This window comes from Labrys sp. (in: a-proteobacteria), from assembly GCF_047605565.1.
In the GTDB taxonomy this organism is placed as follows: domain Bacteria; phylum Pseudomonadota; class Alphaproteobacteria; order Rhizobiales; family Labraceae; genus Labrys; species Labrys neptuniae.
The window spans coordinates 338,677-364,133 of the sequence record NZ_JASGFM010000001.1; the positions used below are offsets into that span (position 1 = coordinate 338,677).

The window sequence follows — 25,457 nt, forward strand, 5'->3', positions numbered from 1 at the left end:
ATGGAGACGTCCCTTTCCGGCTCGCCGCTGCTTCAGGTACGCGGGCTTGCCAAGCAGTATGGCAGCGGTTTCGGCCGTGCCGCGCCCGTCCGGGTGCTCGACGACATTTCCTTCGAGGTGAAACGGGGCGAAGTCGTCGGGCTGGTCGGCGAATCCGGTTCCGGCAAGACCACGATCGGGCGCTCGATCCTGCGGCTGATCGAGCCGAGCGCCGGCGAGATCCTGTTCGAGGGCAGCGACATCGCGCGCCTGTCGGCCGGGGACCTGCGCCGCCAGCGCCGGCGCATGCAATATATCTTCCAGGACCCCTTCGCCAGCCTGTCGCCGCGCATGACCATCGGCGAGATTCTGACGGAAGGGCTGAACATCCAGGCGATCGGCACGCGCCGCGAACGCCTCGACAGGGCCCGCGCCGCCCTCGAAGCCGTCGAGCTGCCGCCCGATGCCCTCGACCGCTACCCTCACGAATTCTCCGGTGGCCAGCGCCAGCGCATCGGCATTGCCAGGGCGCTGATCCTGCAGCCGGACCTGATCGTCGCTGACGAGCCGGTCTCGGCCCTCGACGTCTCGATCCAGGCCCAGATCGTCAATCTCCTGCGCGACCTCCAGGCCCGCCTCGGCCTGACCATGCTGTTCATCTCGCATGACCTGGCCGTGGTGGAGTTCATCGCCGACCGCGTCATCGTGCTCTATCTCGGCCGCATCATGGAAATCGCGCCCTGCGACCGGCTCTACGAGGCGCCCAGGCACCCCTATACAAGGGCGCTGCTGTCGGCGATCCCCGAGCCGGACCCGGATCGGCCGCGCCAGCGCCAGATCCTGAAGGGTGACATTCCCTCCGTTGCCAATCCCCCCTCGGGCTGCGTCTTCCGTACACGCTGCCCGCACGCTATCGAGGCCTGCGCCCGCGAAATCCCCAAGCTCGAGGAAGTCGAGCCAGGCCACTTCAAGGCCTGCATCCGGCAGGACATCAGCCTATGACCCTTCGCGGCAATTGGGCCACGCTGCTGCTGCCGATCGCCACCGACGACGCGATCGATTTCGGCCATCTCGGCGAGGAGATCGACCTCCTGATCGCTGCGGGCGTCGATGGCATCTACTCCAACGGCACGGCCGGCGAGTTCCACAACCAGACCGAAGCCGAATATGAGGCGATCCAGGCACTGCTGGCCGAAAAATGTCAGGCGGCCGGCATGCCCTTCGTGATCGGCGCCTGCCAGGGCGATCCCCGCCAGTCGCTGGAGCGGGTGCGGCGGGCAACTGGGCTGCAGCCGGCGGCGATCCAAATCATCCTGCCGGACTGGTGGCCGGTGACGGACGAGGAGGCCATCGATTTCCTGGCGATGATGGCGGAGGCGGCGCGGGGCCTGCCGCTGGTGCTCTACAATCCGCCGCATGCCAAGCGCGTCCTGTCGCCGGAGTCACTCGGCAGGCTGGTGCGGGCGGTCCCAGCCGTCAAGGCGATCAAGCTCGCCGATGGGGATGACGCCTGGTATGCGGCCGCACGCCGGCATCTGGCCGGCGTCGCGCTCTTCGTCCCCGGCCATCATCTCGCCACCGGCATCAAGGCAGGCGTGGCGGCCGGTGCCTTCTCCAACGTGGCCTGCCTCAGCCCCCGCGGCGCGCAGGCCTGGACCGACAGCATGGCCGCTGACATCGAGGCCGCACTCGATCTGGAGCGTCGGCTCTGCCGCTTCATGGATGAGCACATCGTGCCGTTCCGGCGCGATCACGGCTATTCCAATGCTGCATTGGACAAGCTCCTGGCCGCCATCGGCGGCTGGGGACCCGTCGGTCCGCGCCTGCGGCGGCCCTATCGCTGGATTGCAGAGAGCGAGGCGGAGCGATTGCGCCCTATCGCCAGAGCGCTCCTGCCGGAGCTGTTCGAGGCGTAATGTCCTGGGATCGCCGGCTTCCAGCCGGCATCTTCCTCTCCTGGTTCCAAGAGCCGGCTGGAAGCCGGCGGTCCCAGGGACTATCCCAGCTTCTTCTCCAGCTCCGCGTAAAGCGCGCTCTGCGGCTCGAAGACGAAATCGAGGCTGGTGACGGCGATCGAGGCGGCGCCTTGCGCCGTCAGCCAGGCTGCGAAGTCGAACAGCTGGCCGGCCGGCACCAGGAAGGTGAGGGGCTGGCCCGGGGCCGGCAGGCCGAAGGGGGCGCCGGCACCGAAGAGCTCGCCGGCATCGCGCAGATGCTGCTGGTTGACGCCGCGCAGGATGCAGCGGATCTCACGCTGGGCGCTGCCCTTGGCCTTGGCGGCAAGGCGACCGAGCATGGCGGCCGCGCCGGCGCGGGCCCGCTCGTTCCAGTCGGCTCCGAGCGAAGCCACCAGATTGGCCTGGCTCTTCAGCATGATGCCGTCCTCGATCACCTTCAGCGCATTGGCGGTGAGGGTGGAGCCGGTGGTGGTGATGTCGACGATGAGATCAGCCGCTCCGGAGGCCGGTGCACCTTCGGTGGCACCCAGGCTCTCGACGATCAGATAGTCGGCGACGCCATGCGCCGAGAAGAAGGCGCGGGTGAGGTTGATATATTTGGTCGCGACCTTGAGGCGGCGGCCATGGCGCTGGCGAAAGCTCGCGGCAACGTCCTCGATGTCGGCCATGGAGCGCACGTCGATCCAGGCCTGCGGCACCGCGACCACGACATTAGCCTGGCCGAAGCCGAGCGGCTGCAGCAGGGTGACGCGTTCGTCGGCGCGCGCAATGTTCTCGCGCACCAAATCCTCGCCGGTGACGCCGAAATGGATGGCGCCCGAGGCGAGCTGGCCGGCGATCTCGGAGGCGGAGAGGAACAGCACCTCGACATCGTTCATGCCGGGCACGGAGCCGCGATAGTCGCGCGCACCGCGCTCCTGCACGAAGCGGATGCCGGCGCGCTCGAAGAAGGACGTGCAGTTTTCCTGCAGCCGGCCCTTGGACGGAATGCCCAGAAGCAGCGGGGAAAGGGCAGGGTTGTTCATCATGCGTCTCCGCCAAACCGGTCGAGCCAGATCGAGCAGCCAACCGCCGGCACGGGCTCGGCGGCGCCGAGCTGCGCCATCAACTGGTCGTAGCGTCCGCCGCCGACGCGGGCGGCGGCTTCCGGTTCGGCCGGATCGGTCAGCTCGAAGACGAAGCCGGTGTAATAATCGAGGCGGCGGCCGAAGCCGGTGGCGAATTTGATGGCGGTCACCTCGATGTCGCGGGCGGCGAAGAAGCCGGTGCGTTCGTCGAAGGCATCGAGGGCCGCGTTGAGGTCGAGCCTGGCTTCGCCGGCAATGGCGCGCAGTTCGGCGCTGGCACTGTCGGGATCGCCGCTGACCGCAAAGATCCGCCGGGTGATCGCCACCTTGTCGGCATCGACGCCGAGGCCGGAAGAGAGCGCCGCCTGCTCCAGGAAGCGGTCGGCGATCTCGTCGACGCTGCGCCCGCCGATCGGTTGGATGCCGGCGATCGACAGCAGATCGGCGACGGCGGCACGGGCCGAGCCCGGGTCCGAGCCTTCCAGGGCCGCGAGGAAGCCGGCATAGGCTGCGGCGCCGTTCTTGGGGGCAGAACTGCCGAGGCGAGCCAGATCCTCGTCGAGATCCTTGGAACGCCTGAGGTCGCTGGCCAGCCGCCGCCGCCAGACCGGCGGCAGGTCGAGCGCATCGAGCATGGCGGTGACGATGCCGGCATCGCCCATGCGGATGTCCGGCTGGGCAAGGCCGAGATCTCCGGCCGCCTCCAGGGCGATGGCCAGCATCTCGGCATCGGCGGCCGGCTTGTCGCCGCGGCCGAAATTCTCGAAGCCGGCCTGCAGGAACTCGCTCGGGCCGTCGGTGCGGAAGCGGAAGACCGGGCCGCGATAGGCATAGGCACCCACCCCACCGGCCTTCACGGCCTTGAGATGATGCAGCGACACCGGAATGGTGAAGTCAGGCCTCAGGCAGAATTCCTGCCCCTCGGCATCGGTGGTCAGGAAGGCGCGGCGGCGCATGTCCTCGCCGAGTAGATCGAGGAACAGGCCCGCCGGCTGCAGGATCGGCGGGTCGACCAGCTGATAGCCCGAGCGCGAGGCGAGCGCGTCGAAGGCTTCATAGGCGGGATGGGGCATGCCGGCGGTCCATGGTGAATGTCGGGGGTCTTCTAGCAGGGCAGGCGACGAGGTGCGACTGGAAAGGGCAAACGAGGTTTATGCTGGAGCGCGGACATCCTGTCCGCTCTTGGAAACACCACGGTCGAGACGAGGAAGAGCGGACAGGATGTCCGCGCTCCAAATTACCCCAGCATTTCCTTCACGACCTTGACCAGCTCGGCCCGCGGCACCTGGCGCTGGGCGACCCTTGCCTCGCGCCATTCGCTGTTGTCGGCAATGGCCTTGGCCATTTCGGCACCGAGCGCGAGGTCCTTGAGCTGGACCTCGCCCTTCTCGGCCTCGTCCGAGCCCTGGATCACCGCGACCGGTGCCTTGCGGCGGTCCGCATATTTGAGCTGGGCCTTCATGCCGGAGCCGCCGAGATAGACCTCGGCGCGGATGCCGGCCTGGCGCAATTCGCTGGCCATGGCCTGGTAGTCGGGCAGGCGCGCCTGATCCATCACGCAGACCACGACGGGGCCGGCGACGCCGGCGGTGTCGACGCGGCCGAGGGCGGTCAGGGCCGAGAGCAGGCGCGAGACGCCGATGGAAAATCCGGTTGCCGGCACGGGCTCGCCGCGGAAGCGGGCGACGAGGCCGTCATAGCGTCCGCCGCCGGCGACCGAGCCGAAGCGCACCGGCCGGCCCTGCTCATCCTTGACCTCGAAGGTGAGCTCCACCTCGTAGACGGGGCCGGTGTAATATTCGAGCCCACGCACGATCGAGGTGTCGATCAGGATGCGGTCGGTGCCATAGCCGGACTTCTCAACCAGTTCGGCGATGCGGGCGAGTTCCTCGACGCCCTCGCTGCCGGCAGTCGAGCCCGAAACCAGCGGGCGGATGCGCGCGAGCGTATCGGCATTGGAGCCGCTCTGTCCCGCCACATAGTCGAGGATGGTCTGCGCCTGGTTGTCGTCGAGCCCGGCACCCTTGGTGAAATCGCCGGACTCGTCCTTGCGGCCGGTGCCCAGCAGCGCCCTCACGCCCTCCAGGCCGAGCCGATCGAACTTGTCGATGGCGCGAAGCACCGTGAGGCGGCGGCCGGCATTCTCGTCACCGGCGAGGCCGATCGCCTCCATGATGCCGTCGAGCACCTTGCGGTTGTTGACGCGCACCACATAGGAGCCGCGGGGAATGCCGAGCTTTTCCATGGTGTCGGCGGCCATCATGCAGATCTCGGCATCGGCCGCGACCGAGGCCGAGCCCACGGTATCGGCGTCGAACTGCATGAACTGGCGGAAGCGGCCGGGACCAGGCTTCTCGTTGCGGAAGACATAGCCGGCCCGGTAGCTGCGATAGGGCTTGGGCAGGGCGTCGAAATTCTCGGCGACATAGCGGGCCAGCGGCGCCGTCAGATCATAGCGCAGCGACAGCCATTGCTCGTCGTCGTCCTGGAAGGAAAACACGCCCTCGTTCGGGCGGTCCTGGTCGGGCAGGAACTTGCCGAGGGCGTCGGTATATTCGACGAAAGGCGTTTCGACCGGGTCGAAGCCATAGCGCTCATAGACTTCCTGGATCACCGAAACCATGGCGCGCGTCGCCGCGATCTCGCCGGCATTGCGGTCGACGAAACCGCGTGCCTGCCTTGCCTTCAATTTCTGCTTCTTGTCGCCGGACATCGCTACAAACCTTCAAAATTCTTGCCGCTGTTTAGGCAGCAAAACCGGTTGGGGCAAGAATGGAATGCAGGATTGTCATTGTTGCACCGATTGTAAGCTGGCTGAAAGCTGGCTGCTTTATGCCTAGGACCGAGCCCTCCCGCATATCCGCTTGCGAGAAGGAGGAGGGACAGGAAACGCAACAGGAGAGACCATGCCGAGCAGACGCACCTTGCTTGCCGCCGCCGCCTTTGCCGCCATCATCGGGCTGGCGCCCGCCGCACAGGCCGCCGAGAAGATCGTCATCGTGGTCGGTGGTTATGAAAAGCAGATCTACCTGCCGGCCAAGCTTGCCGAGAGCCTGGGCTATTTCAAAGATGAAGAGCTCGACGTCGAGCTTCTCAACGATACCGCTGGTGTCGATGCCGAGACGGAGATGCTGGCCGGCACCGTGCAGGGCGTGGTCGGCTTCTACGACCACTGCGTCGACCTGCAGGGCAAGGGCAAGTTCGTGCAATCGGTCGTGCAGTTCAGCCAGGCGCCGGGCGAGGTCATCCTGGCTTCGAGCAAATATCCGGACATGAAGTCGGCCGCCGATTTCAAGGGCAAGGATGTCGGGGTCACCGGACTTGGCTCCTCTACCAACTTCCTCACGCTTTATCTCGCCGAGAAGGCGGGCGTGAAGGCGAACGAGTTCACCACGCTGCCCGTGGGCGCCGGTGCCACCTTCATCGCCGCCATGCAGCAGGACCAGATCCAGGCCGGCATGACCACCGAACCGACCATCGGCCGCATGCTGAAGTCCGGTGCCGCCCGCGTGCTGATCGACATGCGCACGGTCAAGGGTTCGGAAGAGGCCCTGGGCGGCACCTATCCTGCTGCCTCCCTCTACATGCCCACGGCCTGGGTCGAGAAGAACAAGGATGAGGTCCAGAAACTCGCCAATGCCTTCGTGAAGACCCTGCGCTACATCAACACCCACACGGCCGCCGAAATCACCGAGAAAATGCCGAAGGAATTCTACGGCGACGACAAGGACGGCTACATCAAGGGCCTGGAAGCGGGCAAAGGCATGTTCACGGCCGATGGCGTAATGCCGGAGGACGGCCCGAAGACGGTGCTGGCGGTCCTGCAGAGCTTCAAGAAGGAATTGCAGGGCAAGCAGATCGACCTCTCCAAGACCTTCACCACCGAGTTCGTGAAGAACGTAAAGTAGGCGGACGGCCTTTTCCGGGAGCAGCAGCCGCAAATGGGCAGCTGCTCCTAGGCTCCGGCATGCGGGCTGCTGCGTTCCAGCCAAGATATGCCAAGCCTTCGTGCCGTTCCGGCCAGATCACAAAACACTTCGTCCTATCCCGCGGCTTTTCCCCCAAGGAGGAAAGCATGAGTCAAGCTGTGCCCATGGCGTCGGCCTCCTCGCCCGCCATCGAACTCATCAACGTCACGCGCCGCTTCGTCACCCCGACCGGCAAGTCGATGACGGCGATCCGCGATTTCTCCATGACGGTCGAGCGTGGCGAGTTCGTCGCCGTGGTCGGGCCTACGGGCTGCGGCAAGTCGACCACGCTCAATCTGGTCACGGGCCTCGCCCGGCCGAGCGCCGGCGAGGTCCGCGTGATGGGCGGAGCGGTCAATGGTATCGACCCCAGTGTCGGCTTCGTCTTCCAGGCCGATGCGGTCTTCCCCTGGCGCAACGTCATCGACAATGTTGCGGCGGGGCCGATGTTTCGCGGCGTGTCGAAGCGCGAGGCCTATGCCGAGGCACGGGAATGGCTCGCGCGCGTCGGCCTGCCCCGTTTCGAGAACCACTATCCCCACCAGCTCTCCGGCGGCATGCGCAAGCGCGTCGCTTTGGCGCAGACCTTCATCAACCAGCCCAAGATTCTCCTGATGGACGAGCCCTTCTCGGCGCTCGACGTGCAGACCCGCGTCGTCATGCACGATGTGCTGCTGAAATTGTGGGGCGAATCCAAGGCCTCCGTCGTGTTCGTGACCCATGATCTCGACGAGGCCATCGCGCTGGCCGACAAGATCTATGTACTCACCGCCGGCCCGGCCACGGTCAAGTCCGTCTACACGGTCGACCTGCCGCGCCCGCGCATCGTCGAGGAGATCCGCTACGACCAGCGCTTCATCGACTATTCCCGCCTGATCTGGAACGACCTGCGCGAGGAGGTCCAGACCTCCAACCGCCGCGCTTCCGAAGCTGCCTGAGAGGAGATGGACGATGAGCGATGCAGTACTTTCTCCCAAGGCTCCCGAGTTCCGGCCCGGCACCTCAGACGCGGAAATCGAGGCAGCCGTCGCCAAGGCGGCGCGCTCCCGCCGCGCCTGGGTCCTGTTCTGGCGCCTGGTGCTTCTCGTCGCCCTGCTGGGCCTGTGGGAAGTCGCGGTTCGCCTGGAATGGATGACCGACCTTGCTTTGGGCATGCCGAGCACCGTGGTGGTGCGCCTGTGGCAGTGGATCACCGAGGGGGCCAATGGTACGCCGCTCTGGTATCATTTGTGGGTGACCGTCGAGGAGGCCACCATCGGCTTCGTGTTCGGCTCCATCGCCGGCGTGCTCGTGGGCGTGGCGCTCGGGCGCAACGCGTTCCTGGCCGATATCTTCTCGATCTACATCAAGGTCTTCAACTCGATCCCGCGCGTGGTCCTGGCGCCCGTCTTCATCATCATCTTCGGCCTGGGTATCGGCTCGAAAGTGGCGCTGTCCTTCGTGATGGTGTTCTTCCTGGTCTTCCAGAACGCCTTCCAGGGCGTGCGCGAGGCCGACCGCTCGCTGATCGCCAACGCCCAGATCCTCGGGGCCAGGCCCTGGCAGCTCACGCGGGCCGTGATCATTCCCTCCGCCATGAGCTGGATCTTCGCCAGCCTGCATGTCAGCTATTCCTTCGCCATCACCGGCGCCATCGTCGGTGAATTCGTCGGCGCCCGCCTCGGCATCGGCCAGCTGATCGCCATCGCCAAGGGCTCGTTCGACGGGCCGGGTGTGGCGGCCGCGATCATCATCATCATGCTGGTGGTGCTGGCGGCCGGTGCGCTGATGGGCCGTGTCGAGCAGAGTCTGGCCAAGTGGCGGCCCAAGCCTCTGTCCGATCACTGATCCGGAACACGGCATTCCTTATGGCGTGATGTTTCGAAAAAGCGGGCGGGGAGCTGATCCCCGCCCGCTTTTTCCTTGCCTGTCTTCCGGCAGCCGGACAATGCCGGCATCACCCATCGAAGGCGGGCAGCAGGACCAGCACGGCCAGGCCCGGCGAGGGTACCCGGTCCTGCAAGGTGACGGTGCCCTCATGGGAGGCGACGATCTCCTTCACCACCGCCAGCCCCAATCCGGTGCCCTCGACGCCGCTGGTCAGTCGCCGGTAGAAGCGCTCGAACACCTTCTCGCGCTCTTCCGCCGGGATGCCGGGGCCATTATCCTCCACCCGCAAGGCGACTCGCGCCCCGCCCGCTGCACGCAGCCGCACCGTGACCGTGCCTCCCTTGGGCGTGTAGCGCAGGGCATTTTCGATCAGATTGGTCGCAAGCTCGCGCAGCAGCGTGGCATGGCCGCTGACAGGCAGCGCGGCGGGAGCGCCGTCGAAGCCGAGGTCGATGTCGCGCTCCATGGCCATGATCGCGAGATTTTCCACGGCTTCGCGGCAGATGGCGTTGAAATCGACCTTTTCGCGATGAAGCAACGTGCTTCCCTGTTCGGCGCGTGCCAGGCTGAGAAGCTGGTTGGACAGGCGTGTCATGCCCTCCACGGTCGTGCCGATGCCCGTCAGGGCCTCATGGGCCGCCGCCACGTCGGAACCGCGCTTGCCGACGCCGATCTGCGCCTTCAGCAACGTCAGCGGAGTTCGCAATTGATGGGCGGCGTTGGCGATGAAGCGCCGTTGGGCGGCGACCTGGCGTTCGACCTGCGCCAGGGCCTCGTTGAGGGCCAGGACCAGGGGTCTCAGTTCGGTCTGGACAGGGGTCGTGTCGAGCGGTTCCAGCGCGTGCGGGTCACGGCGGCGCACCTCGTCGCGCAGGCGCAGGAGCGGCGCCAAGCCCCGGTGCAGGCCGAACAAGGCGAGCAACCCGGCAACGGCGACCAGCAGGACCTCGTCGCGCAGGGTTTTGAGCCATAGGCTCTTGACCAGCCTGTCATGGCCGCGCAGCGTCTGGCCGACGACGACCAGCGCTTCGCCGCCCCTGGTGGAGACCACCGGCTGGGAAAGGGCGACGGCGTAAACGGCCTCGCCGCGATGGGTGCCGGTGAAGTAGACGTGCTGGAAGCCGCTGGGTTGCCGTGGCGGGGGCAACGTCTCCGGATAGCCGGCCAGCAATTCGCCGCGCGGCCCGTTCACGCGATAGATCACGCGATCGCGGTCCTCGCTCGCGAACATTTCCAGGGCTGCCGGGGGGATGGGCGCCTGAAAGATGCCATCGCTTTCGCGGACGTTCTCCGCGATCATCCGCGCGGAGGCGAGCAGCATGCGATCGGTGACCAGGTCGGCGGTCTGGCGCGCGTTGCGATAGGTGGTCCAGACATTGAACGCCACCACCGCTGCCAGCGGCAGCAGCAGCCAGCCGAGCAGTTCCCGGCGCAGGCTGCGCGAATGCCAGCTAACCGGCATGGGTCTGACGCAGCATATAGCCGAGACCGCGCAGGGTGACGATGCCGACGTCGCTGCCTTCGAGCTTGCGACGCACGCGATGGACATAGACCTCGATCGCGCTGGGGCCGCCTTCGTCGTCGAAGCCGAAGACGTTCTCCACCAGCCGCTCCTTGGGGACGGGGCGCCCGGCACTCAGGAGCAGCGTCTCCAGCACCACATGCTCGCGCGGCGTCACCGGGAGGCTGGTGCCGGCGAGGCTGAAGCTGCGCGACTGGGTGTCGAAGGAGAGAGGGCCGAAGCTGACGACCTGCTCCAGCGTGCTGCGGCCCCGCCGCAATTGCGCGCGTATCCTGGCCTCGAGTTCCTCGACCTCGAAGGGCTTGACGAGATAGTCGTCTGCCCCGCTGTCGAGGCCGCGCACACGGCTGGAAAGTGCGTCATTGGCGGTGAGGATCAGCACGGGAGTCCGGTTTCCCCGCCCCCTGAGGCGCCTGAGGACCTCGATGCCGTCGATCTCGGGCAGGCCGAGGTCGAGAATCACGAGAGCGTATTCCTGTGACTGCAACGCCACGTCGGCCTCGTCGCCGCGATAGACGCAATCCACCGTATATTTGCTCTGGCGCAGCAACCGGCTGACCCATTCGGAGAGGTCGCGATTGTCTTCCGCCAACAGAATGCGCATGGGCCGGGTCCGAACGGCTGAAAAGAAGTGCCGCAACTCTATGGGGTCTGCCGAGGCAAGAGCAAATGCTTCTCTTTACCAGCACGCGGGCATCTGCATTCGGCATGCCGATCCGCTGCCGCCGAGGGCTCTTGCCCGGACTCGAAAAGCAGGGAAGGGTGTCTGGAGAGAAGACGGCCAAACACACAACCGCGGGATCCGGCATGGGGAAGACGACCGCAAGGCGCCTGGTGATCATCGAGGCTCCCAGCAATCTCGGGCTGATGCCGCTGGGCGACGATGTGGAACCGGGAACGCGCCATGCTCCGGCGACGTTGCGCCAGCTCGGCCTGCACGACCGATTGGCGGTGGAGCGCGTCGTCACGGTAGAGCCGCCGGCCTATCGTCGCGACGATGAACGCAGGATCAACATCCGCAACATCGATGCCATTGCCGACTATTCCATCCGGCTGGCCGACGCCGTGGAGGAGGCGGTCGAGGCCGGGTGTTTTCCCCTCGTCCTCGGCGGCGATTGCAGCATCCTGATCGGCTCGATGCTCGGCCTGGCGCGGCAGCGTGAGGCCGGTCTCCTCTATGTCGATGGCCATACGGATTTCTACCTGCCCGAGCAATCGGCGACAGGCGGCGGTGCAGGCATGGATCTGGCGCTGGTCACCGGCTGGGGGCCTTCAGCTCTGACGGATCTGGAAGGGCGCTGGCCCTATGTGACGACACGGCGGGTGGCGGCTCTCGCCAATCGCGATCATGAAGCAGGTCCTCCCGCTCCCATTCCCGATATCGCCGAGTCCGGCATGGTCTACAGGCCCCTGGAACAGCTTCGCGCCGAGGGGATTGAAGCCTGCGTCGACGTGGCCCTGAGCGGCATCGATGCCGACCGGGAAGGGTTCTGGATCCATTTCGATGTGGATGCCGTCGACAGCAGACTGATGCCGGCGGTCGATTCCCCGCAGGCCGATGGTCTCAACTGGAAGGAAGCGGCGATCCTGCTCACCACCGCCCTGAAACGCCGCGCTCTCGGTCTGCAGGTGACGATCTACGACCCCAGCCGCGATCCCGGACATGTCGCCGGAAAGGCCTTGATCGAATGGCTTGCCGAGATTCTGGCACCGGAAACCTGAACCTCGCCGGAGTAGAGCGGTGGCTCAGCGGCGCCGCGTGACGATGTGCACGACATAGGTGAACACCACGAGAAGCGCGATCAGTCTGAGCCAATGCGTGCTTCAAAGTCCGCCCGCGATGACCTCCAGAGTTTGACGAACTGAAGGCTGGCAGGCGTAGCGCCAAGGCGGCGGCCCGTTGCCGCCGTCTGGCCATCGCGCGAGACAGTTCCTATTTTTGTCATTATTGTTCTGTTTTTAAGCAATTTGGATTAAATCTTCGACCGGACCGATACAGATGCTCTCGGTTGGTGCCTTGAGTCTAAGAACATAATTTTCATTTATGCGGTTTACATGACTTCATTCTCACGAATTTTTGCTAAGAAGGTACTAGAGATTGCCATTGTCGCAGCGATCTTGAGTATTCCTGATGTAATATTTTCTTGTTTCGGATGGGATATTTCTCCGTTCAGGACGAGAGAATATTTTGTAACATTATTGTCATTTTCGGTGCTCTTCGCCCTCTCGGCCGGAACCTGGTTCAGAATACTCATCATCGTCCTGGTGTTCTTGAATCAGGCCATCTGGCTCAGTTCGCTCGTATATTTCGGAGCGCCGCTCACGCCCGAGCAGGTAAGGCTGTTTTTCAGCGACACGGCCGATTCGGTTTCGACCGGTTTGCAGGTCCAGAGTGAATTCCTGCTGCCTTTGCTCCTGGCGCTGGCGACGGCTGTCCTGCTCGCCGTGTTCACGCTGATCCGCCCGCTGCGGAGCGGTCGATCCTGGGCCTTTTCTCTCTTGCTCGTTGCGGCCCTTGGCGGCGTCGCGGCACGCTGGGAGCTGCACAAACTGCCGAGCGTGGTGCAGGCCAACGCCTATTCCGCATCCTTCATTTCCAGCGCCAATGCTGGCGTGCTGGCCTATCGTGCGAGCCAGGCGCCTGCGCCGCCGGCTTCCCTGAATGGCCTTGCTGATCATGTCTTCGGCAAGACCGACGTGCCGGAGGGCCGGGCAACCGTCGTGTTCGTGATGGGCGAGTCGATCAATCCGGTGCGAATGTCGCTCTTTGGCGGGGCGCGGCAGACCACGCCGCGTCTCGATCACTTGTTCAGGGAGCCGCCGGCAGGCTGGCGGATGTTCGCCAAGATAGGCTTTTCCGGCGGCGTGGCGACGCTCGCCAGCGTCCCCTCGGCCCTCAGGCTCGTCTATTTCCCCAATTTGGCGGAGCGGCAGCCGGTGAACATTTTCGACATCGCCAAGGATGGCGATTTCGCCAGCTACTACTATTCGGCGCAGGCCATCCATACCATGCAGATCGCCGGCGGAGCCCGGTATGCCCGGCAGTCGAAGACGGTGGAGACCTATGACGAGACGGCCGAGAAGTCGGCCGAGGAGTCGCTTGCCGACGACGTCAAGGATGTGCCGCCGGCGGACCGGCGCTTCATCTATGTCCACCAGCGCGCCGATCACGAGCCCTATCTCGACAATTGCAAGAAATATGCGGGCGAGTTTCAGGTGTTCACGCCACCCGACGGCAGCGCGGACGAAGCGCGGCGCGCACGCTACGATACCGGCCTGCAGTGCTGGGACCGCAGCACCAGTGACATCATTGCCACGATGCTGGCCGAGAAGGACCCGGTCTATATCTTCGTCACCTCCGACCATAACGAGCTGATGGGCGAGGATGGGCTGTGGGGACATCTGATCCGCCATCTGCGCACGGCGGTGGTGCCGGTGATGCTGATGACCAACAGGCCGGATTCAGCGATCGCCAATGCCTTCCGCCAGCTCGACCGTCCCACCCAGTTCCAGCTCATGCAATTGACGGCGCAGGCGATGGGCAAGACCGTCGCAACCAGGGAATATGATCCGTCGGTCTTCTATGTGAACGGCACCATGCCCTTCGGCCAGGCCAAATATATGAAGGTCGAGCGCCTGCCGGACGACGAATATCGGATCTTTCACTATGCCAGCGACGGCTCGCCGGCCGAGCCGCCGGAACACCTCTCATTGAAGGGCGTGTCCAAGGAGCCCGGACATCTGGGCTCCTGAAGGCGGCGGCGCTGGATTGCAAAAGCGCTCCGGTTTGGCTGAGGTCTTCATTTTGAGCGGGATTTGGAGTGTCAGCCGGGAGGCTGACACTTCGAAGAGATTGTCGCTAACGCCGCTGCCGGAAGAAATCCTGCAGCAAGGCACGCGACGCGGTGGCATGGATGCCGGAATAGACTTCTGGGCGATGGTGGCAGGTCGGCGAAGCGTAGAACTGCACGCCATTCTCCACCGCGCCGCCCTTGGGGTCGTCGCAGCCGAAATAGAGACGCCGGATGCGGGCGAAGGAAATCGCTGCGGCGCACATCGGGCAGGGTTCGAGCGTGACGTAAAGGTCCGCACCGACGAGGCGCTCGCTGCCCAGCACCTGGGCGGCGGCACGGATGGCGAGCATCTCCGCATGGGCGGTGGGGTCTTTCAGCGCCAGGGTGCGGTTTCCTTCGCGCGAAAGCACCACTCCGTCCTTGACGACAACCGCGCCGACGGGTACCTCCCCGCGACCTGCGGCAGCATGGGCTTCCTCCAGCGCCAGTTCCATGATCGAGCGCTTCATCTCGTGACATGCCGCCTTTTCTGCTAAAGCGTTTCACGATCCCTGCGGATCGGAAAGACGCCCCTCTTTTCAAGGAGTTTTGGAATATCCTCCGATACGATGGGTAGCGGGGGCCATTCCAGCAACAATCGATGTCCGACGATAAACGATCTGGCGGCGGCGGCCGCAAGCCCCCAAGCGGGGGCAAGAAGCCATTTGGCCCCAAGAAGACCTCCGCTGGCGCTGGACCTCGTCGGCGCGGCGTCGATGGTGACGCACCTCCGCGCCGTTCCTTCCGGGATCGTGACGAGGGCGGCGAGGCTCGCCCGAAGCGTCCGGCCCGTTCCTTCGCCGAGCGCCAGGACGGCGATCGTCGTCCGGCGCGTTTCAAGCCGCGCGAAGGCGAGGATTCCGAGGCCCGTCCCGCCCGCCGTCCGTTCCGCGAGCGTGAAGGCGGCGAGGAACGTCCGTTCAAGCCCCGCCGCTTCGAGGAGCGCGGGGAAGCTCGCCGGCCGTTTCGGTCGCGCGACGAGGGCGCCGAAGGCGGTTTCCGGCCGCGCCGGGATGCGGAGCGCGGGGAGGGCGGTGAGCGTTCGTTCAGCCGCAAACCTCGCCGCGAGGGCGATGAAGGTGGGCGCTCCTTTGCGCCGCGCCGTTTCGACACCTCCTTCGAGCCACGCGAGGGCGGCCGCAAGGCCTTCGAGCCGCGTTTCGACGATCGCCAGGAGGAGCGCGCGCCCAAGCGTGCCCCGCGTCGCACCGAGGCCAGGGCGGAGACCGTCGCCAAGCCCGAGGCCGAAGCCAAGTCTGGCGCCTTTGCCGGCGAGCGTGTGGCCAAGGTGATCGCGCGGGCCGGGTTGGGATCGCGCCGTGATGCCGAGACCTGGATCGAGGAAGGCCGCGTTGCCGTCAATGGCGAGGTGTTGACCAGCGCCGCGCTCAACGTGCTGGCCGACGACAAGATCACCGTCGATGGTAAGCTCCTGCCCCGGCGGGAGCGCACGCGGCTGTGGCTCTACCACAAGCCCCGCGGCCTGGTGACCACGGAAAAGGATCCGGAAGGACGCCCGACCGTGTTCGAGAACCTCGACCCGTCCTTGCCGCGCGTGATGTCGGTGGGGCGGCTCGACATCAACACCGAAGGCCTGCTGCTGCTCACCAATGACGGCGGTCTGGCGCGCCAGCTCGAACTGCCCAAGACCGGCTGGCTCAGGCGCTATCGCGTGCGGGCTTTCGGCGAGACCGATCAGGTCCAGCTCGACAAATTGTTCGAGGGGCTGACGGTCGACGGCGTCGACTATGGTCGCATCGAAGCCCGCCTCGACAAGGAGCAGGGCTCCAATTCCTGGCTGACTCTCGGCCTGCGTGAAGGCAAGAACCGCGAAGTCAAGAATGTGCTGGGTTCCATCGGCCTGGAGGTCAACCGCCTGATCCGCGTGTCCTACGGGCCGTTCCAGCTCGGCGACCTGGCCGAAGGCGCCGTCGAGGAAGTGAAGACCCGTGTTCTGATGGACCAGCTCGGCCCCGAGCTGGTTGCCGAGGCCGGCTGCGAGTTCGAGGCGCCAATCCACGAGGCCACCGGCGAGAAGCCGGCCAAGGCTGCAGCCAAGCCCGCAAAGGGTGGCCCGGCGCGCGGACTGCGTGTCAAGTCGGAGGAAGACGGCAAGGAACGCGTGATGCGTGGCAGCCTGGTCGAGGATCGTCACGGTCGCCGCGTGCTGGTCCAGCGCGTCGCCGATGTCGGTGACGAAAAGCCGGCCCGGCGCAAGCCATTCCGTCCGCGCGATGAAGAGGGCGGTGACCGCCCCTTCAAGCCGCGGGCTGCCTTCCGCGATCGCGACGGGGATGGCGATCGGCCGCGCAAGCCGTTCCGCGCACGCAGCGAGGAGGGCGGCGACCGTCCTTTCAAGCCGCGTCCGTCCTTCCGTGACCGCGACGAAGCGGGCGAGCGTCCGCGCAAGCCGTTCCGGCCGCGCGACGAAGAGGGGGGCGACCGTCCGTTCAAGCCCCGTCCTTCCTTCCGCGACCGCGACGAAGGGGGCGAGCGCCCGCGCAAGCCCTTCCGTGCACGCAGCGAAGAGGGCGGCGATCGTCCGTTCAAGCCGCGTCCGTCCTTCCGTGACCGCGACGAGGGTGGCGAGCGTCCGCGCAAGCCGTTCCGCCCGCGTGACGAAGAGGGCGGCGACCGCCCGTTCAAGCCGCGTCCGTCGTTCCGTGACCGCGACGAAGGCGGCGACCGCCCGTTCAAGCCGCGTCCGTCGTTCCGTGACCGCGACGAAGGTGGCGAGCGTCCGCGCAAGCCGTTCCGCCCGCGTGGCGAGGAGGGTGGCGACCGCCCGTTCAAGCCGCGTCCGTCCTTCCGTGACCGCAATGATGGCGGTGAACGGCCCTCGCGTCCTCGCCCCGGCGGCAAGCCGGGCGGTGCGCCGCGCCGGGGGCGTTGACGGCTGAGCGATGCGCATCATCGGCGGGCAATTTCGCGGCAAGCAACTGGCCACACCGAAGTCGGACGCGATCCGACCGACTTCGGACCGCCTGCGTGAGACCTTGTTCAATATCCTCGCGCATGGCTATGACGATCCCGTGCGCGACGCCCGCGTGATCGATCTGTTCGCCGGCACGGGCGCGCTCGGTTTCGAGGCCCTGTCGCGCGGAGCCCGCTTTGCCACCTTCGTCGACGAGGGCGCGGAGGCGCGTGGGCTGATCCGCTCCAATGTCGAGGCGATGTCCCTGGGCGGACGCACCCGCTTGTTCCGCCGGGATGCGACCAAGCTGGGCATGATCGGGCCGGGCGAGCCCTTCTCGCTGGCTTTTCTCGATCCTCCCTATGGCAAGGGGCTGGCATCACAGGCGCTCGTCAGCCTTGCCGATGGCGGCTGGCTGACCAAGGGAGCGCTCTGCGTGGTCGAGGAGGCGACGGACGCCCCCCTCGAAGCGCCGCCCTCCTTCGCTCTGGCCGATCAGCGCGACTATGCCGGTACCAGGCTCAGCTTCTTCCACTACGAGCCCTGACGTCCGGCGCTGGGGCGCTTTGATCGAGCCGCCGCTTCACGCTCTGCTTGGCATCGCTTTCGCCCTCGGCCCCTTGCTGTCATAGTCGGCAGTATCCAAGGGGGCAGCCATGGCGACGGTAACGGTCGAACTGCGCAATGTCGGTGAGACGCAGGCTGCCATGGGCTGGGCCGGCGGACATACCATCGTGGTGGACCGCCCCGAGGGCAAGGCCGGCGGCATGGGGCTCGGCTTCAACGGCGCCCAGCTGCTCGCTTTGTCGCTCGGCGGCTGTTTTTGCAACGACCTGCGCTACGCCGCCGAAGAAATGGGTGTGACCGTCGATACCATCGCGATCAGCGTCGCGCTGGAGCTTGAGGGCAAGCCGCTGCTGGCGACGGCTGCAAGGCTCGAGGTACGCTGCCGGATGCTGGACGGGTCCGATCCGCAGCCGGTGATCGAGCGGGCGAAGACGATCTGCATGGTGGCCAATTCCCTGCGCAGCGGCGTGCCGGTCGGCATCGAGATGGTCGCGTGAGCGGGCGCATCCGGGATATGCGCAATCTCGGCCCGGCGACCGAACGCATGCTGGCCGAAGTCGACATCTGCAGTCCGGAGGATCTCCGGCAACTGGGAGCCGTCGCCGCCTATCGACGCCTGAAGTTCCGGTTCGGGCGCGGCGTCAGCCTGAACGCCCTTTATGCCGTGGAAGGAGCCTTGAGCGATCGGGACTGGCGCGAGATCGACCGAGGCTTGAAGGAATTGGTAGACCGGAAGGAGGAAGGGAGCCGGTAGGGATTGTTTTCTTCGGACCTATGCCTTGCTAGGCTCATGCTCCAGGGGGTAAGGGATACTTCACTTCCCGCGTTTCCTACCCATATTGGGTGGATCTTTCGCTTTCCCTCCCGATCGGACCTTTCATGACGCTTGCGCTTATCCCCGGTCTCGGCGGTGCTTCCCATGCCCAGGGCCCGGCGATCACGGATTTCACGCTTCCCAACGGCTTGCATGTAGTGGTCATTCCCGACCGCCGTGCGCCGGTGGTCACCCACATGGTGTGGTACAAGGTGGGCGGGGCGGACGAACCGAAGGGCAAGTCGGGCATCGCGCATTTCCTCGAGCATCTCATGTTCAAGGGCACGGAGAAGAATCCGGGGGGCTTTTCCAAGCAGGTTGCCGAGCTGGGCGGCCAGGAGAACGCCTTCACCTCCTATGACTACACCGCCTATTTCCAGCGAGTGGCCAAGGAGCATCTCGGCACCATGATGGCCTTCGAGGCCGATCGCATGACCGGGCTGGCTCTTACCGACGAGGTCGTCAATCCCGAGCGCAACGTCGTGCTCGAGGAGCGCAAGATGCGGGTCGACAACGATCCCAATTCGCAGCTTGCCGAGGAGATCGCCTCGACCCTGTTCACCCACCATCCCTATGGCACGCCGATCATCGGCTGGGAGAACGAGATCGAAGGCCTGAGCCGGCAGGACGCCATCGATTTCCACAGCCGTTTCTACACGCCGAACAACGCCAGCTTGATCGTGGCTGGTGACGTCACGGCCGAAGAGGTGCGCGAGCTGGCCGAAACCCATTACGGTCCTGTGGCCCGGCGTGCCGACCCGCCGCCGCGTCTGCGGCCGCAGGAGCCCAGGCAGCGCGCAGACCGCCGCGTTCGGCTGGCCGACAAGCGGGTGGAGCAGCCGATCTATCAGCGCCATTGGCGGGCGCCTTCCTATATCCAGGCCCGCAATGGCGAGGGCGAGGCGCTCGATCTCCTCTCTCAGATCCTTGGCGGCGGGCAGACCTCGCGGCTTTATCGGGCCCTGGTGGTCGACAAGAAACTGGCTTCGGCCGCCGGCGCCTTTTATGGCGGCTCCGCTGTGGACGAGACGCGTTTCGGTGTCTGGGCCATCCCGATGCCTGGCGTCAGTTTCGAGGCGCTGGAAGCGGCCGTCGACGAGGAGATCAGGCGCATCGTCGCGGAGGGCGTAAGCGAGGCGGAATTGGAGCGTGCCAAGACGCGCCTCGTCGCCGACGCGATCTATGCCCAGGACAACCAGTCGACCCTGGCACGCTATTACGGCGCCACCCTGTCCGTCGGCGGCAAGGTGGAGGACCTGCAGCTCTGGCCGCAGCGCATCGCCGCCGTGCCGTCCGGACGACTGCCGGAGATGGGCCGTGCCGTCCTGCTGGAGGGCAAGTCGGTGGTCGGCTTGCTCGAAGGGCAGGCTTGATAGGTTTCGCACGTCATGACGGATGCTGCCAGGCAGACTGGCGGCGCCGTCCATGATTGTCTGGATTGCTGCGCCGCGCTTTTCCTGCTGGGAGGCTTGCAACGGCGCATCAGTCTCCTGCCGTCATCGCCGGCTTTGCCGGTTGTGACGATCGTTTTTTGTGAACGAGAGTTTTTATGATCCAGAAGATCGTCTCGCCTCTTGGCATAGAAGCCTGGCTGGTCGAGGACTATGCCGTACCCGTCATCGCCGTCGACTTCGCCTTCAAGGGCGGTGCCGCGCAGGATCCGGCCGACCGGCCAGGCCTGGCCCACATCATGTCGGCGCTGTTCGACGAGGGGGCAGGGCCTCACGACGACGAGGCCTTCCAGCGCCTGATGGAGGAGAATGCGGTCGAGCTCTCCTTCCATGCCGCGCGCGACCAGATCAACGGCTCGCTGCGCACGCTGTCCGACCGCAAGGCCTTCGCCTTCGATCTTCTGCACTATGCCGTCAGCGAGCCGCGTTTCGAGGAAGCCGCGGTGGAACGCGTGCGCCAGAGCCTGCTGGCCAGCTTGCGTCGTGAGGCGAGCGATCCCAACGCCGTGGCTTCGCTGGCTTTTTTCGCCGGGCTTTTCCCCGACCACCCCTATGGCCGCCCGACGCGCGGTACGCTGGAGAGCATCGGTGCCGTCAACCGGGACGAAATCGCGGCCCAGCACCGCCGCCTGCTCGCCAAGGATGGGTTGACGGTCTCTATCGTCGGCGCCATCGATGCCCATGATGCGGAGGAGATGCTGGACAAGGTGTTCGGCTCGCTGCCGACCACGGCCCTGCTGCAGCCGGTGCCGGAGGCCCAGCTCGCGGACCTGGGCACCCGCAAGGTGATCGACCTCGACGTGCCGCAGACCGTGCTGCAATTCGCCACCCCCGGCGTGAAGCGCGACGATCCCGACTTCATGGCCGCCTTCCTGCTCAACCATATCTATGGCGGCGGCAGCTTCTCCTCACGCCTTTTCCAGAAAGTGCGCGAGGAGAGGGGCTTGGCCTATTCGGTCTCCACCCAGCTCGGCGCATTGGCCCGAGCCGCCTTCGTCGGCGGCGGCGTCGCCACCCGAAACGACAGGGCGGCCGAAAGTCTCGCCATCATCGAGGCGGAGATGGCCGAGCTCGCCCGCAACGGGCCTGGCGCCGCAGAATTGGAGAGCGCCAAGAAATACCTCACCGGCTCCTATGCGCTGCGCTTCGACTCATCGACAAAGATCGCCAACCAGCTGACCATGATCCAGATCGAGCGGCTTGGCATCGATTTCATCGATCGCCGCAACGGCCTGGTCGAAGCGGTGACGCTGGACGATACCAAGCGCGTGGCCGAGCGGATGTTCGGGGGTGGCAAGCCCTTCGTCGTAGCTGTCGGGCGCCCGGAGGGGCTGTCCTAGGATCGCCGGATAACTCCCGATGCCGGCCCAAATCATATCGGCGATGACCGGGTAAAGGCGCTGCGTCACAAAGAACACGGCGAAGAACGGCAAGAAACGACGAGAAGAGCGAGCCTGGTCGAGCGTTTTCTTCTCGCCGGACAAGGTTAAATCGTTCTGCTTACGTCACACTGACTATTGCACGAAGGGGCCGACTGCATCACCCTGTCGCTCGTCGAGAAGCGGCGGGGGTCGCTCAAGCGGGAGGATGTCATGAAGCTTTGGAGTGTTTCGGCTGTCGTCCTTGTTGGTCTTCTGGGGGCAGGCTGCGTCAGCACCGGTCTTGGAACCTCGCGCGGGCCCGGTGCCAGCGGTGCTGCCGTTGCAGTGCCGTCTGGGCGGGTCAGCAAGATCGACCAGTTTTCCTACATCACGCCGGCCTGCCGGGAAGTGCCGGGCGTTGCGGCTCGTATCACCAAGCAGGCGGGCTATGGCCAGGTGAGCATCCGCAGGGCCCGCGACTTTTCTCCCTATGAGGCCGGCAATTCCAGCGCCGCCTGCAATTCACGGCGCGTGCCGGTCTGGCAGGTGCTCTATACCTCCGCACCTGGTTATCGCGGTCCCGATCAATTTGCCTATCGTAAGGCTTTTCCCGACGGCAAGGTGCTCGACGTCGTCGTCAATGTCGATGTGCAATAGGGCAAACAGGCGTTCATGACCGAACGCTTTTTGCTCGTGCGCTTCGCTTCCAGCCGTTCCAACGGATCGGCTAAAGTGCCTTTGCGATTTGCAGCGCTTCCGCGGAGTCGCAAAACGCCTTGGAGCCTGAGGCTTGCCTGCCGGCCATTCCGATGGCCGGCCCCATGGTGTATTGTTCCCGGCACGTGACGCATTCGTTCTCCACCCGTGAGGACGGATGCGTCAAGCCTTTGATTTTGCGCCCGATTTCTCTCAGGTGGAGCGCTGGCGCCGATGGACGATTCGCCCCATGGCCATCCGTGCCCTTCCCCAGATCCTGATCGACCGCATCGCCGCCGGCGAGGTGGTGGAGCGGCCGGCGAGTGCCGTGAAGGAATTGGTGGAGAACGCCATCGATGCCGGCGCTCGCCGCATCGAGATCGTCACCGAGGGCGGCGGGCAGCGCCTGATCCGCATCGTGGACGACGGTTCGGGCATGTCGCCCGAGGACCTCGCTTTGGCCGTGCAGCGCCACGCGACGTCCAAGCTGCCGACCGAGGACCTGCTCGCCATCAACACGCTGGGCTTTCGCGGCGAAGCCTTGCCATCCATCGCCTCGGTGTCGCGCCTCAGCATCACCACGCGCGAGCGTGGCTCGGCCACCGGGGCCGTGATCGCCATTGAAGCCGGCGAGCACCAGGCAATCCGTCCGGCAGCGATCGGGGAGGGCACGCGCATCGAGGTGCGCGACCTTTTCTATGCCACCCCGGCTCGCCTGAAATTCCTCAAGACCCAGCGTACCGAAGCGGCGGCGATCGGCGATGTCGTCAAGCGCCTTGCCATGGCCAACCCCGCCATCGCCTTCACTTTGGCCGGCGAAGACCATTCTCCCTCGACCTGGCCGGCTGGTGACGAGGAGACGCGCCTCGGCACCTTGCTGGGTGCCGACTTCATCGACAACGCGATTGCCATCGACGTGACGCGCGGGGATGTCCGCCTGCATGGCCATATCGGTCTGCCGACCTTCAATCGCGGCACGGGGCAGCACCAATATCTGTTCGTCAATGGGCGGCCGGTGCGCGACAAGCTGTTGCTGGGTGCCGTGCGCGGTGCCTATGCCGATCATCTGCCCAAGGACCGCTTTCCGGTTCTGGCCCTCTTCCTCGACATCGCCTCGCAGAATGTCGACGTGAATGTCCATCCGGCCAAGGCCGAGGTCCGCTTCCGTGATGGCGGCCTGGTCCGCGGCCTGATCGTCTCGGCGATCCGCTCCGCGCTGGAGCGGGAGTCCGGCCGGAGCTCAAGCGGCAATGCCGATGTCGCCCTCGGCCTGCTTGCCCGCAGCCTCAACCGCCCGGCCGATCTCGACTGGGACTGGCGGGCGTCGCCCGCGGCGCCCCATCCTGCCGGCATGGGAGACGGTGGCATCGACAATGGCGGCTTGGCTGCAGGAAGCGGTTTCGCGGCGCCGGCCCAGGCCGGATTCGACGCGCTGGTGATGCCTTCCGCGGATGCGCGTGCCACGGTGGTGCCTCCCGCGCCCGACAGTCTCGACCGGCCGCTCGGCGCGGCCCGCGCGCAGCTGCACGAGACCTATATCGTGGCCCAGACCCGGGAAGGCGTCGTCATCGTCGACCAGCATGCGGCCCATGAACGCCTGGTCTATGAACGGCTGAAGCGTGAGCGCGCGGCCGCCGGTGCCAGGTCGCAATTACTGCTCATCCCGGAAGTCGTCGATCTCGATCCCGCCGATGTCGAGCGCCTGACTGCGGCGAGCGGGGATCTGGCGGCTCTCGGCCTGGTCGTGGAGCCGTTCGGGCCGGGTGCCCTTCTGGTGCGCGCCACGCCGGCTGCGCTTGGCAGCACCAATCCGGCCGCGCTGATCCGGGACCTCGCCGATGGCTTTGCCGAATGGGGCTCGGAGATCGTGCTGGAGCGGCGCCTCGACCATGTCGCCGCCACCATGGCCTGCCACGGCTCCGTACGGGCCGGGCGGCGCCTGTTGCCGGCGGAGATGGATGCGCTCCTGCGCGAGATGGAAGTCACCCCCAATTCAGGCCAGTGCAACCACGGCCGGCCGACCTATGTGACGCTGAAGCTCGGCGACATCGAGGCCCTCTTCGGGCGACGGTAAGCCCGAAACGGAAACGCACAAACGAAAGGGCCGATCTTGCGACCGGCCCCATTGGTATTCTGCGTCCCTGAACTTCCTACTTGACCCGCGGGGTCTTGAAGACCCGGTCGAACCAGGATTCGCTCTTGTTACCTTCGGAAGGCAGGGGTTCGTTGCCGGCAAGCGGCGCCGAGGCGAGTGGCTTGCGATAGCCAACCGGCGGCTCTGTCAAGGAACGGCGTGGCGGTTCGACGCCGGCCGCGAGTGGCGTGTTGTCTTCGCCGAGGTTGAGGCGCTTCTGCAGTTCGCTGGGCTTGAGCGGAACCGAACTGGCCTTGGCCGCATCGAACGGCTCCGGCGCGTCGACCCGACCGGCACCCGGGACGCGGCCTGCCGCCATCTCGTCAGGCGAGAGCCGGCCATCGCCATGCTCGGCCTTGCTGCGCGGCATCACGCCGGCGGCCTTGCGCTTCTTGTAGTCGGGATCCACCGGCCAGTTCGGGTCATTGTCCGAAGTCGCAGCCGTGCCGGGCGGTGGCAGGTCGAGCTTGCCCGGTTTTGCCAGCGGCGCACGGTCGGAATAATTGATTGCCGGTGCATCGTCACCGGTGCCGAGCATCTTCTGGAAGAAGTTCTGACCGAGGGACTGCGCATTCGCCGCACCCGTCGGCGCCAGGGCAACCAGTGCCGTCGCCGCAGCCAGGCCAAGCCAAATCTTTGTCCGCATCCTGTATCCCAATCACTGCTAGATTTCGGTGCAAATTCCGGGAGAGACCTTCGCTCTACTGCCCGGAAAATGCGTCAAAACCAAGAAACCACCATTCCTCCGGGCAACCAGTACCTGAAAAAGTCAGGAAGACCCGTGTGTCTGTGGCTCTTTGTTCACCACCATGTCATACAACAGCAGGGCCACGCCCGCAACGATGGCGACATCGGCCAGGTTGAAGACATACCAGGAAAAATCGCCGGCATGGAGCAGGAAGAAGTCGGCAACGCCTTCCCGCTGCAGCCAATTGGGGGCCAACGGTCCCTCTATCGCCAGCAATCCGTCGACGGCATTGCCGATGGCGCCGCCTATGATCAGGCCGATGCCGATCGCCGATGATTTCGTGTGGATACGGGCAAGCCATGCCAGAAGAAGCACGGTGGCAATGAGGCGAAAGGCGACGAGCAGGATCAGGCCGATCTCGCTCTCCTGCTGGAACAGGCCGAACGATACGCCACGATTCCAGACCAGGGTGAACTTCAGGAAGGGCGTCCAGTCGACGGCCTCCTGATACATGATCAGCTCACCGATCTGGAAAATGTGGAGCGCCCAATATTTGAAGCCCTGATCGATGATGATGGCGAGAACCGCCACCATCACCCCGATGAGGGTGTAGCGCCCAAAAAACATCGACTTCAT

The 25,457-nt window shown here is 65.5% G+C and carries 23 protein-coding genes; 15 read left to right on the plus strand and 8 right to left on the minus strand.

All coding sequences use genetic code 11. The annotated features are described in order from the left end of the window. A complete protein-coding gene (locus QM672_RS01635) occupies window positions 1–981 on the plus strand; it encodes an ABC transporter ATP-binding protein (protein WP_415080435.1) in 981 nt (326 codons plus the stop codon). Next, window positions 978–1,895, plus strand: coding sequence for a dihydrodipicolinate synthase family protein (locus tag QM672_RS01640; protein WP_415080436.1), 918 nt, complete (start codon window positions 978–980; stop codon window positions 1,893–1,895). Before QM672_RS01635 ends, QM672_RS01640 begins: the two co-directional genes overlap by 4 nt. Window positions 1,896–1,975: 80 nt before the next feature. On the opposite strand, the gene hisG is transcribed toward QM672_RS01640, so the two are convergent. From hisG to hisS, 3 genes are all read right to left on the minus strand, one after another. Continuing rightward, complete coding sequence (hisG, locus tag QM672_RS01645; protein WP_311944714.1) at window positions 1,976–2,962, minus strand: ATP phosphoribosyltransferase; 987 nt, start codon at window positions 2,960–2,962, stop codon at window positions 1,976–1,978. Then, window positions 2,962–4,077: an ATP phosphoribosyltransferase regulatory subunit gene (locus tag QM672_RS01650; protein ID WP_415080437.1), complete on the minus strand. Its 1,116-nt coding sequence runs from the start codon at window positions 4,075–4,077 to the stop codon at window positions 2,962–2,964. Before QM672_RS01650 ends, hisG begins: the two co-directional genes overlap by 1 nt. 164 nt (window positions 4,078–4,241) lie before the next feature. Then, entirely contained in the window at window positions 4,242–5,717 is a 1,476-nt protein-coding gene (gene hisS / locus QM672_RS01655) for a histidine--tRNA ligase (protein ID WP_415080438.1), read from the minus strand. 193 nt (window positions 5,718–5,910) lie between these two features. Here hisS and QM672_RS01660 point away from each other — a divergent pair, with 193 nt between their 5' ends. From QM672_RS01660 to QM672_RS01670, 3 genes are all read left to right on the plus strand, one after another. Next, window positions 5,911–6,912: an ABC transporter substrate-binding protein gene (locus tag QM672_RS01660; RefSeq protein WP_367624263.1), complete on the plus strand. Its 1,002-nt coding sequence runs from the start codon at window positions 5,911–5,913 to the stop codon at window positions 6,910–6,912. A 167-nt stretch (window positions 6,913–7,079) separates the two neighbouring features. Beyond that, window positions 7,080–7,910 (plus strand): ABC transporter ATP-binding protein, encoded by an 831-nt coding sequence (locus QM672_RS01665; protein WP_311944710.1) that lies wholly within the window; start codon window positions 7,080–7,082, stop codon window positions 7,908–7,910. A gap of 13 nt (window positions 7,911–7,923) precedes the next feature. After that, window positions 7,924–8,799 carry an ABC transporter permease gene (locus QM672_RS01670; protein ID WP_311944709.1) on the plus strand — a complete coding sequence of 292 codons (876 nt, stop codon included), beginning with the start codon at window positions 7,924–7,926 and terminating at the stop codon, window positions 8,797–8,799. Window positions 8,800–8,908: 109 nt separating this feature from the next. Here QM672_RS01670 and QM672_RS01675 read toward each other — a convergent pair whose 3' ends face one another. Beyond that, a complete protein-coding gene (locus QM672_RS01675; protein ID WP_367624262.1) occupies window positions 8,909–10,303 on the minus strand; it encodes a sensor histidine kinase in 1,395 nt (464 codons plus the stop codon). After that, window positions 10,293–10,967, minus strand: coding sequence for a response regulator (locus QM672_RS01680; protein ID WP_311944706.1), 675 nt, complete (start codon window positions 10,965–10,967; stop codon window positions 10,293–10,295). The genes QM672_RS01675 and QM672_RS01680 overlap by 11 nt, the downstream gene beginning before the upstream one ends. 203 nt (window positions 10,968–11,170) lie before the next feature. On the opposite strand from QM672_RS01680, the gene QM672_RS01685 reads away from it, so the two are divergent. Continuing rightward, window positions 11,171–12,085, plus strand: a complete 915-nt coding sequence (locus QM672_RS01685; RefSeq protein WP_415080439.1) for an arginase family protein — start codon at window positions 11,171–11,173, stop codon at window positions 12,083–12,085. A 477-nt stretch (window positions 12,086–12,562) separates the two neighbouring features. Then, the gene (locus QM672_RS01690) at window positions 12,563–14,116 is read left to right on the plus strand and encodes a sulfatase-like hydrolase/transferase (RefSeq protein WP_415080440.1); all 1,554 of its coding nucleotides are present in this window, start codon (window positions 12,563–12,565) and stop codon (window positions 14,114–14,116) included. Window positions 14,117–14,222: 106 nt separating this feature from the next. Here QM672_RS01690 and QM672_RS01695 read toward each other — a convergent pair whose 3' ends face one another. Then, entirely contained in the window at window positions 14,223–14,666 is a 444-nt protein-coding gene (locus QM672_RS01695) for a nucleoside deaminase (protein WP_311944701.1), read from the minus strand. A gap of 131 nt (window positions 14,667–14,797) precedes the next feature. On the opposite strand from QM672_RS01695, the gene QM672_RS01700 reads away from it, so the two are divergent. From QM672_RS01700 to mutL, 8 genes are all read left to right on the plus strand, one after another. Beyond that, window positions 14,798–17,089, plus strand: coding sequence for a pseudouridine synthase (locus QM672_RS01700; RefSeq protein WP_415080441.1), 2,292 nt, complete (start codon window positions 14,798–14,800; stop codon window positions 17,087–17,089). Between the two features lie 10 nt (window positions 17,090–17,099). Then, window positions 17,100–17,657, plus strand: coding sequence for a 16S rRNA (guanine(966)-N(2))-methyltransferase RsmD (rsmD, locus tag QM672_RS01705; protein WP_415080442.1), 558 nt, complete (start codon window positions 17,100–17,102; stop codon window positions 17,655–17,657). Window positions 17,658–17,766: 109 nt separating this feature from the next. Then, entirely contained in the window at window positions 17,767–18,174 is a 408-nt protein-coding gene (locus QM672_RS01710; protein WP_415080443.1) for an OsmC family protein, read from the plus strand. Then, a complete protein-coding gene (locus QM672_RS01715; protein ID WP_415080444.1) occupies window positions 18,171–18,431 on the plus strand; it encodes a TfoX/Sxy family protein in 261 nt (86 codons plus the stop codon). Before QM672_RS01710 ends, QM672_RS01715 begins: the two co-directional genes overlap by 4 nt. A 125-nt stretch (window positions 18,432–18,556) precedes the next feature. Then, window positions 18,557–19,864, plus strand: a complete 1,308-nt coding sequence (locus QM672_RS01720) for a M16 family metallopeptidase (RefSeq protein WP_394310490.1) — start codon at window positions 18,557–18,559, stop codon at window positions 19,862–19,864. Between the two features lie 176 nt (window positions 19,865–20,040). Beyond that, window positions 20,041–21,282, plus strand: coding sequence for a M16 family metallopeptidase (locus QM672_RS01725; protein ID WP_415080445.1), 1,242 nt, complete (start codon window positions 20,041–20,043; stop codon window positions 21,280–21,282). 252 nt (window positions 21,283–21,534) lie between these two features. Continuing rightward, on the plus strand, window positions 21,535–21,960 hold the full coding sequence (locus QM672_RS01730) for a hypothetical protein (protein ID WP_311944692.1): 426 nt from the start codon (window positions 21,535–21,537) through the stop codon (window positions 21,958–21,960). Window positions 21,961–22,249: 289 nt separating this feature from the next. Then, on the plus strand, window positions 22,250–24,073 hold the full coding sequence (mutL, locus tag QM672_RS01735) for a DNA mismatch repair endonuclease MutL (protein ID WP_367624254.1): 1,824 nt from the start codon (window positions 22,250–22,252) through the stop codon (window positions 24,071–24,073). A gap of 76 nt (window positions 24,074–24,149) precedes the next feature. Here mutL and QM672_RS01740 read toward each other — a convergent pair whose 3' ends face one another. Both QM672_RS01740 and lspA read right to left on the minus strand, forming a co-directional pair. Then, window positions 24,150–24,779 carry a hypothetical protein gene (locus QM672_RS01740; protein WP_311944690.1) on the minus strand — a complete coding sequence of 210 codons (630 nt, stop codon included), beginning with the start codon at window positions 24,777–24,779 and terminating at the stop codon, window positions 24,150–24,152. Between the two features lie 123 nt (window positions 24,780–24,902). Continuing rightward, window positions 24,903–25,457 (minus strand): signal peptidase II, encoded by a 555-nt coding sequence (lspA, locus tag QM672_RS01745; RefSeq protein ID WP_311944688.1) that lies wholly within the window; start codon window positions 25,455–25,457, stop codon window positions 24,903–24,905.

What these genes read in the sequence shown, in the direction of transcription:
- QM672_RS01650 (WP_415080437.1), bottom strand. Translation starts at nt 4,077, where the DNA reads ATGCCCCATCCCGCCTATGAAGCCTTCGACGCGCTCGCCTCGCGCTCG.
- hisS (WP_415080438.1), bottom strand. Translation starts at nt 5,717, where the DNA reads ATGTCCGGCGACAAGAAGCAGAAATTGAAGGCAAGGCAGGCACGCGGT.
- QM672_RS01635 (WP_415080435.1), top strand. Translation starts at nt 1, where the DNA reads ATGGAGACGTCCCTTTCCGGCTCGCCGCTGCTTCAGGTACGCGGGCTT.
- QM672_RS01730 (WP_311944692.1), top strand. Translation starts at nt 21,535, where the DNA reads ATGAAGCTTTGGAGTGTTTCGGCTGTCGTCCTTGTTGGTCTTCTGGGG.
- QM672_RS01740 (WP_311944690.1), bottom strand. Translation starts at nt 24,779, where the DNA reads ATGCGGACAAAGATTTGGCTTGGCCTGGCTGCGGCGACGGCACTGGTT.
- QM672_RS01695 (WP_311944701.1), bottom strand. Translation starts at nt 14,666, where the DNA reads ATGAAGCGCTCGATCATGGAACTGGCGCTGGAGGAAGCCCATGCTGCC.
- QM672_RS01670 (WP_311944709.1), top strand. Translation starts at nt 7,924, where the DNA reads ATGAGCGATGCAGTACTTTCTCCCAAGGCTCCCGAGTTCCGGCCCGGC.
- QM672_RS01685 (WP_415080439.1), top strand. Translation starts at nt 11,171, where the DNA reads ATGGGGAAGACGACCGCAAGGCGCCTGGTGATCATCGAGGCTCCCAGC.
- QM672_RS01720 (WP_394310490.1), top strand. Translation starts at nt 18,557, where the DNA reads ATGACGCTTGCGCTTATCCCCGGTCTCGGCGGTGCTTCCCATGCCCAG.
- QM672_RS01675 (WP_367624262.1), bottom strand. Translation starts at nt 10,303, where the DNA reads ATGCCGGTTAGCTGGCATTCGCGCAGCCTGCGCCGGGAACTGCTCGGC.
- QM672_RS01725 (WP_415080445.1), top strand. Translation starts at nt 20,041, where the DNA reads ATGATCCAGAAGATCGTCTCGCCTCTTGGCATAGAAGCCTGGCTGGTC.
- QM672_RS01680 (WP_311944706.1), bottom strand. Translation starts at nt 10,967, where the DNA reads ATGCGCATTCTGTTGGCGGAAGACAATCGCGACCTCTCCGAATGGGTC.
- QM672_RS01640 (WP_415080436.1), top strand. Translation starts at nt 978, where the DNA reads ATGACCCTTCGCGGCAATTGGGCCACGCTGCTGCTGCCGATCGCCACC.
- lspA (WP_311944688.1), bottom strand. Translation starts at nt 25,457, where the DNA reads ATGAAGTCGATGTTTTTTGGGCGCTACACCCTCATCGGGGTGATGGTG.
- hisG (WP_311944714.1), bottom strand. Translation starts at nt 2,962, where the DNA reads ATGAACAACCCTGCCCTTTCCCCGCTGCTTCTGGGCATTCCGTCCAAG.
- QM672_RS01665 (WP_311944710.1), top strand. Translation starts at nt 7,080, where the DNA reads ATGAGTCAAGCTGTGCCCATGGCGTCGGCCTCCTCGCCCGCCATCGAA.
- mutL (WP_367624254.1), top strand. Translation starts at nt 22,250, where the DNA reads ATGGCCATCCGTGCCCTTCCCCAGATCCTGATCGACCGCATCGCCGCC.
- QM672_RS01700 (WP_415080441.1), top strand. Translation starts at nt 14,798, where the DNA reads ATGTCCGACGATAAACGATCTGGCGGCGGCGGCCGCAAGCCCCCAAGC.
- rsmD (WP_415080442.1), top strand. Translation starts at nt 17,100, where the DNA reads ATGCGCATCATCGGCGGGCAATTTCGCGGCAAGCAACTGGCCACACCG.
- QM672_RS01710 (WP_415080443.1), top strand. Translation starts at nt 17,767, where the DNA reads ATGGCGACGGTAACGGTCGAACTGCGCAATGTCGGTGAGACGCAGGCT.
- QM672_RS01660 (WP_367624263.1), top strand. Translation starts at nt 5,911, where the DNA reads ATGCCGAGCAGACGCACCTTGCTTGCCGCCGCCGCCTTTGCCGCCATC.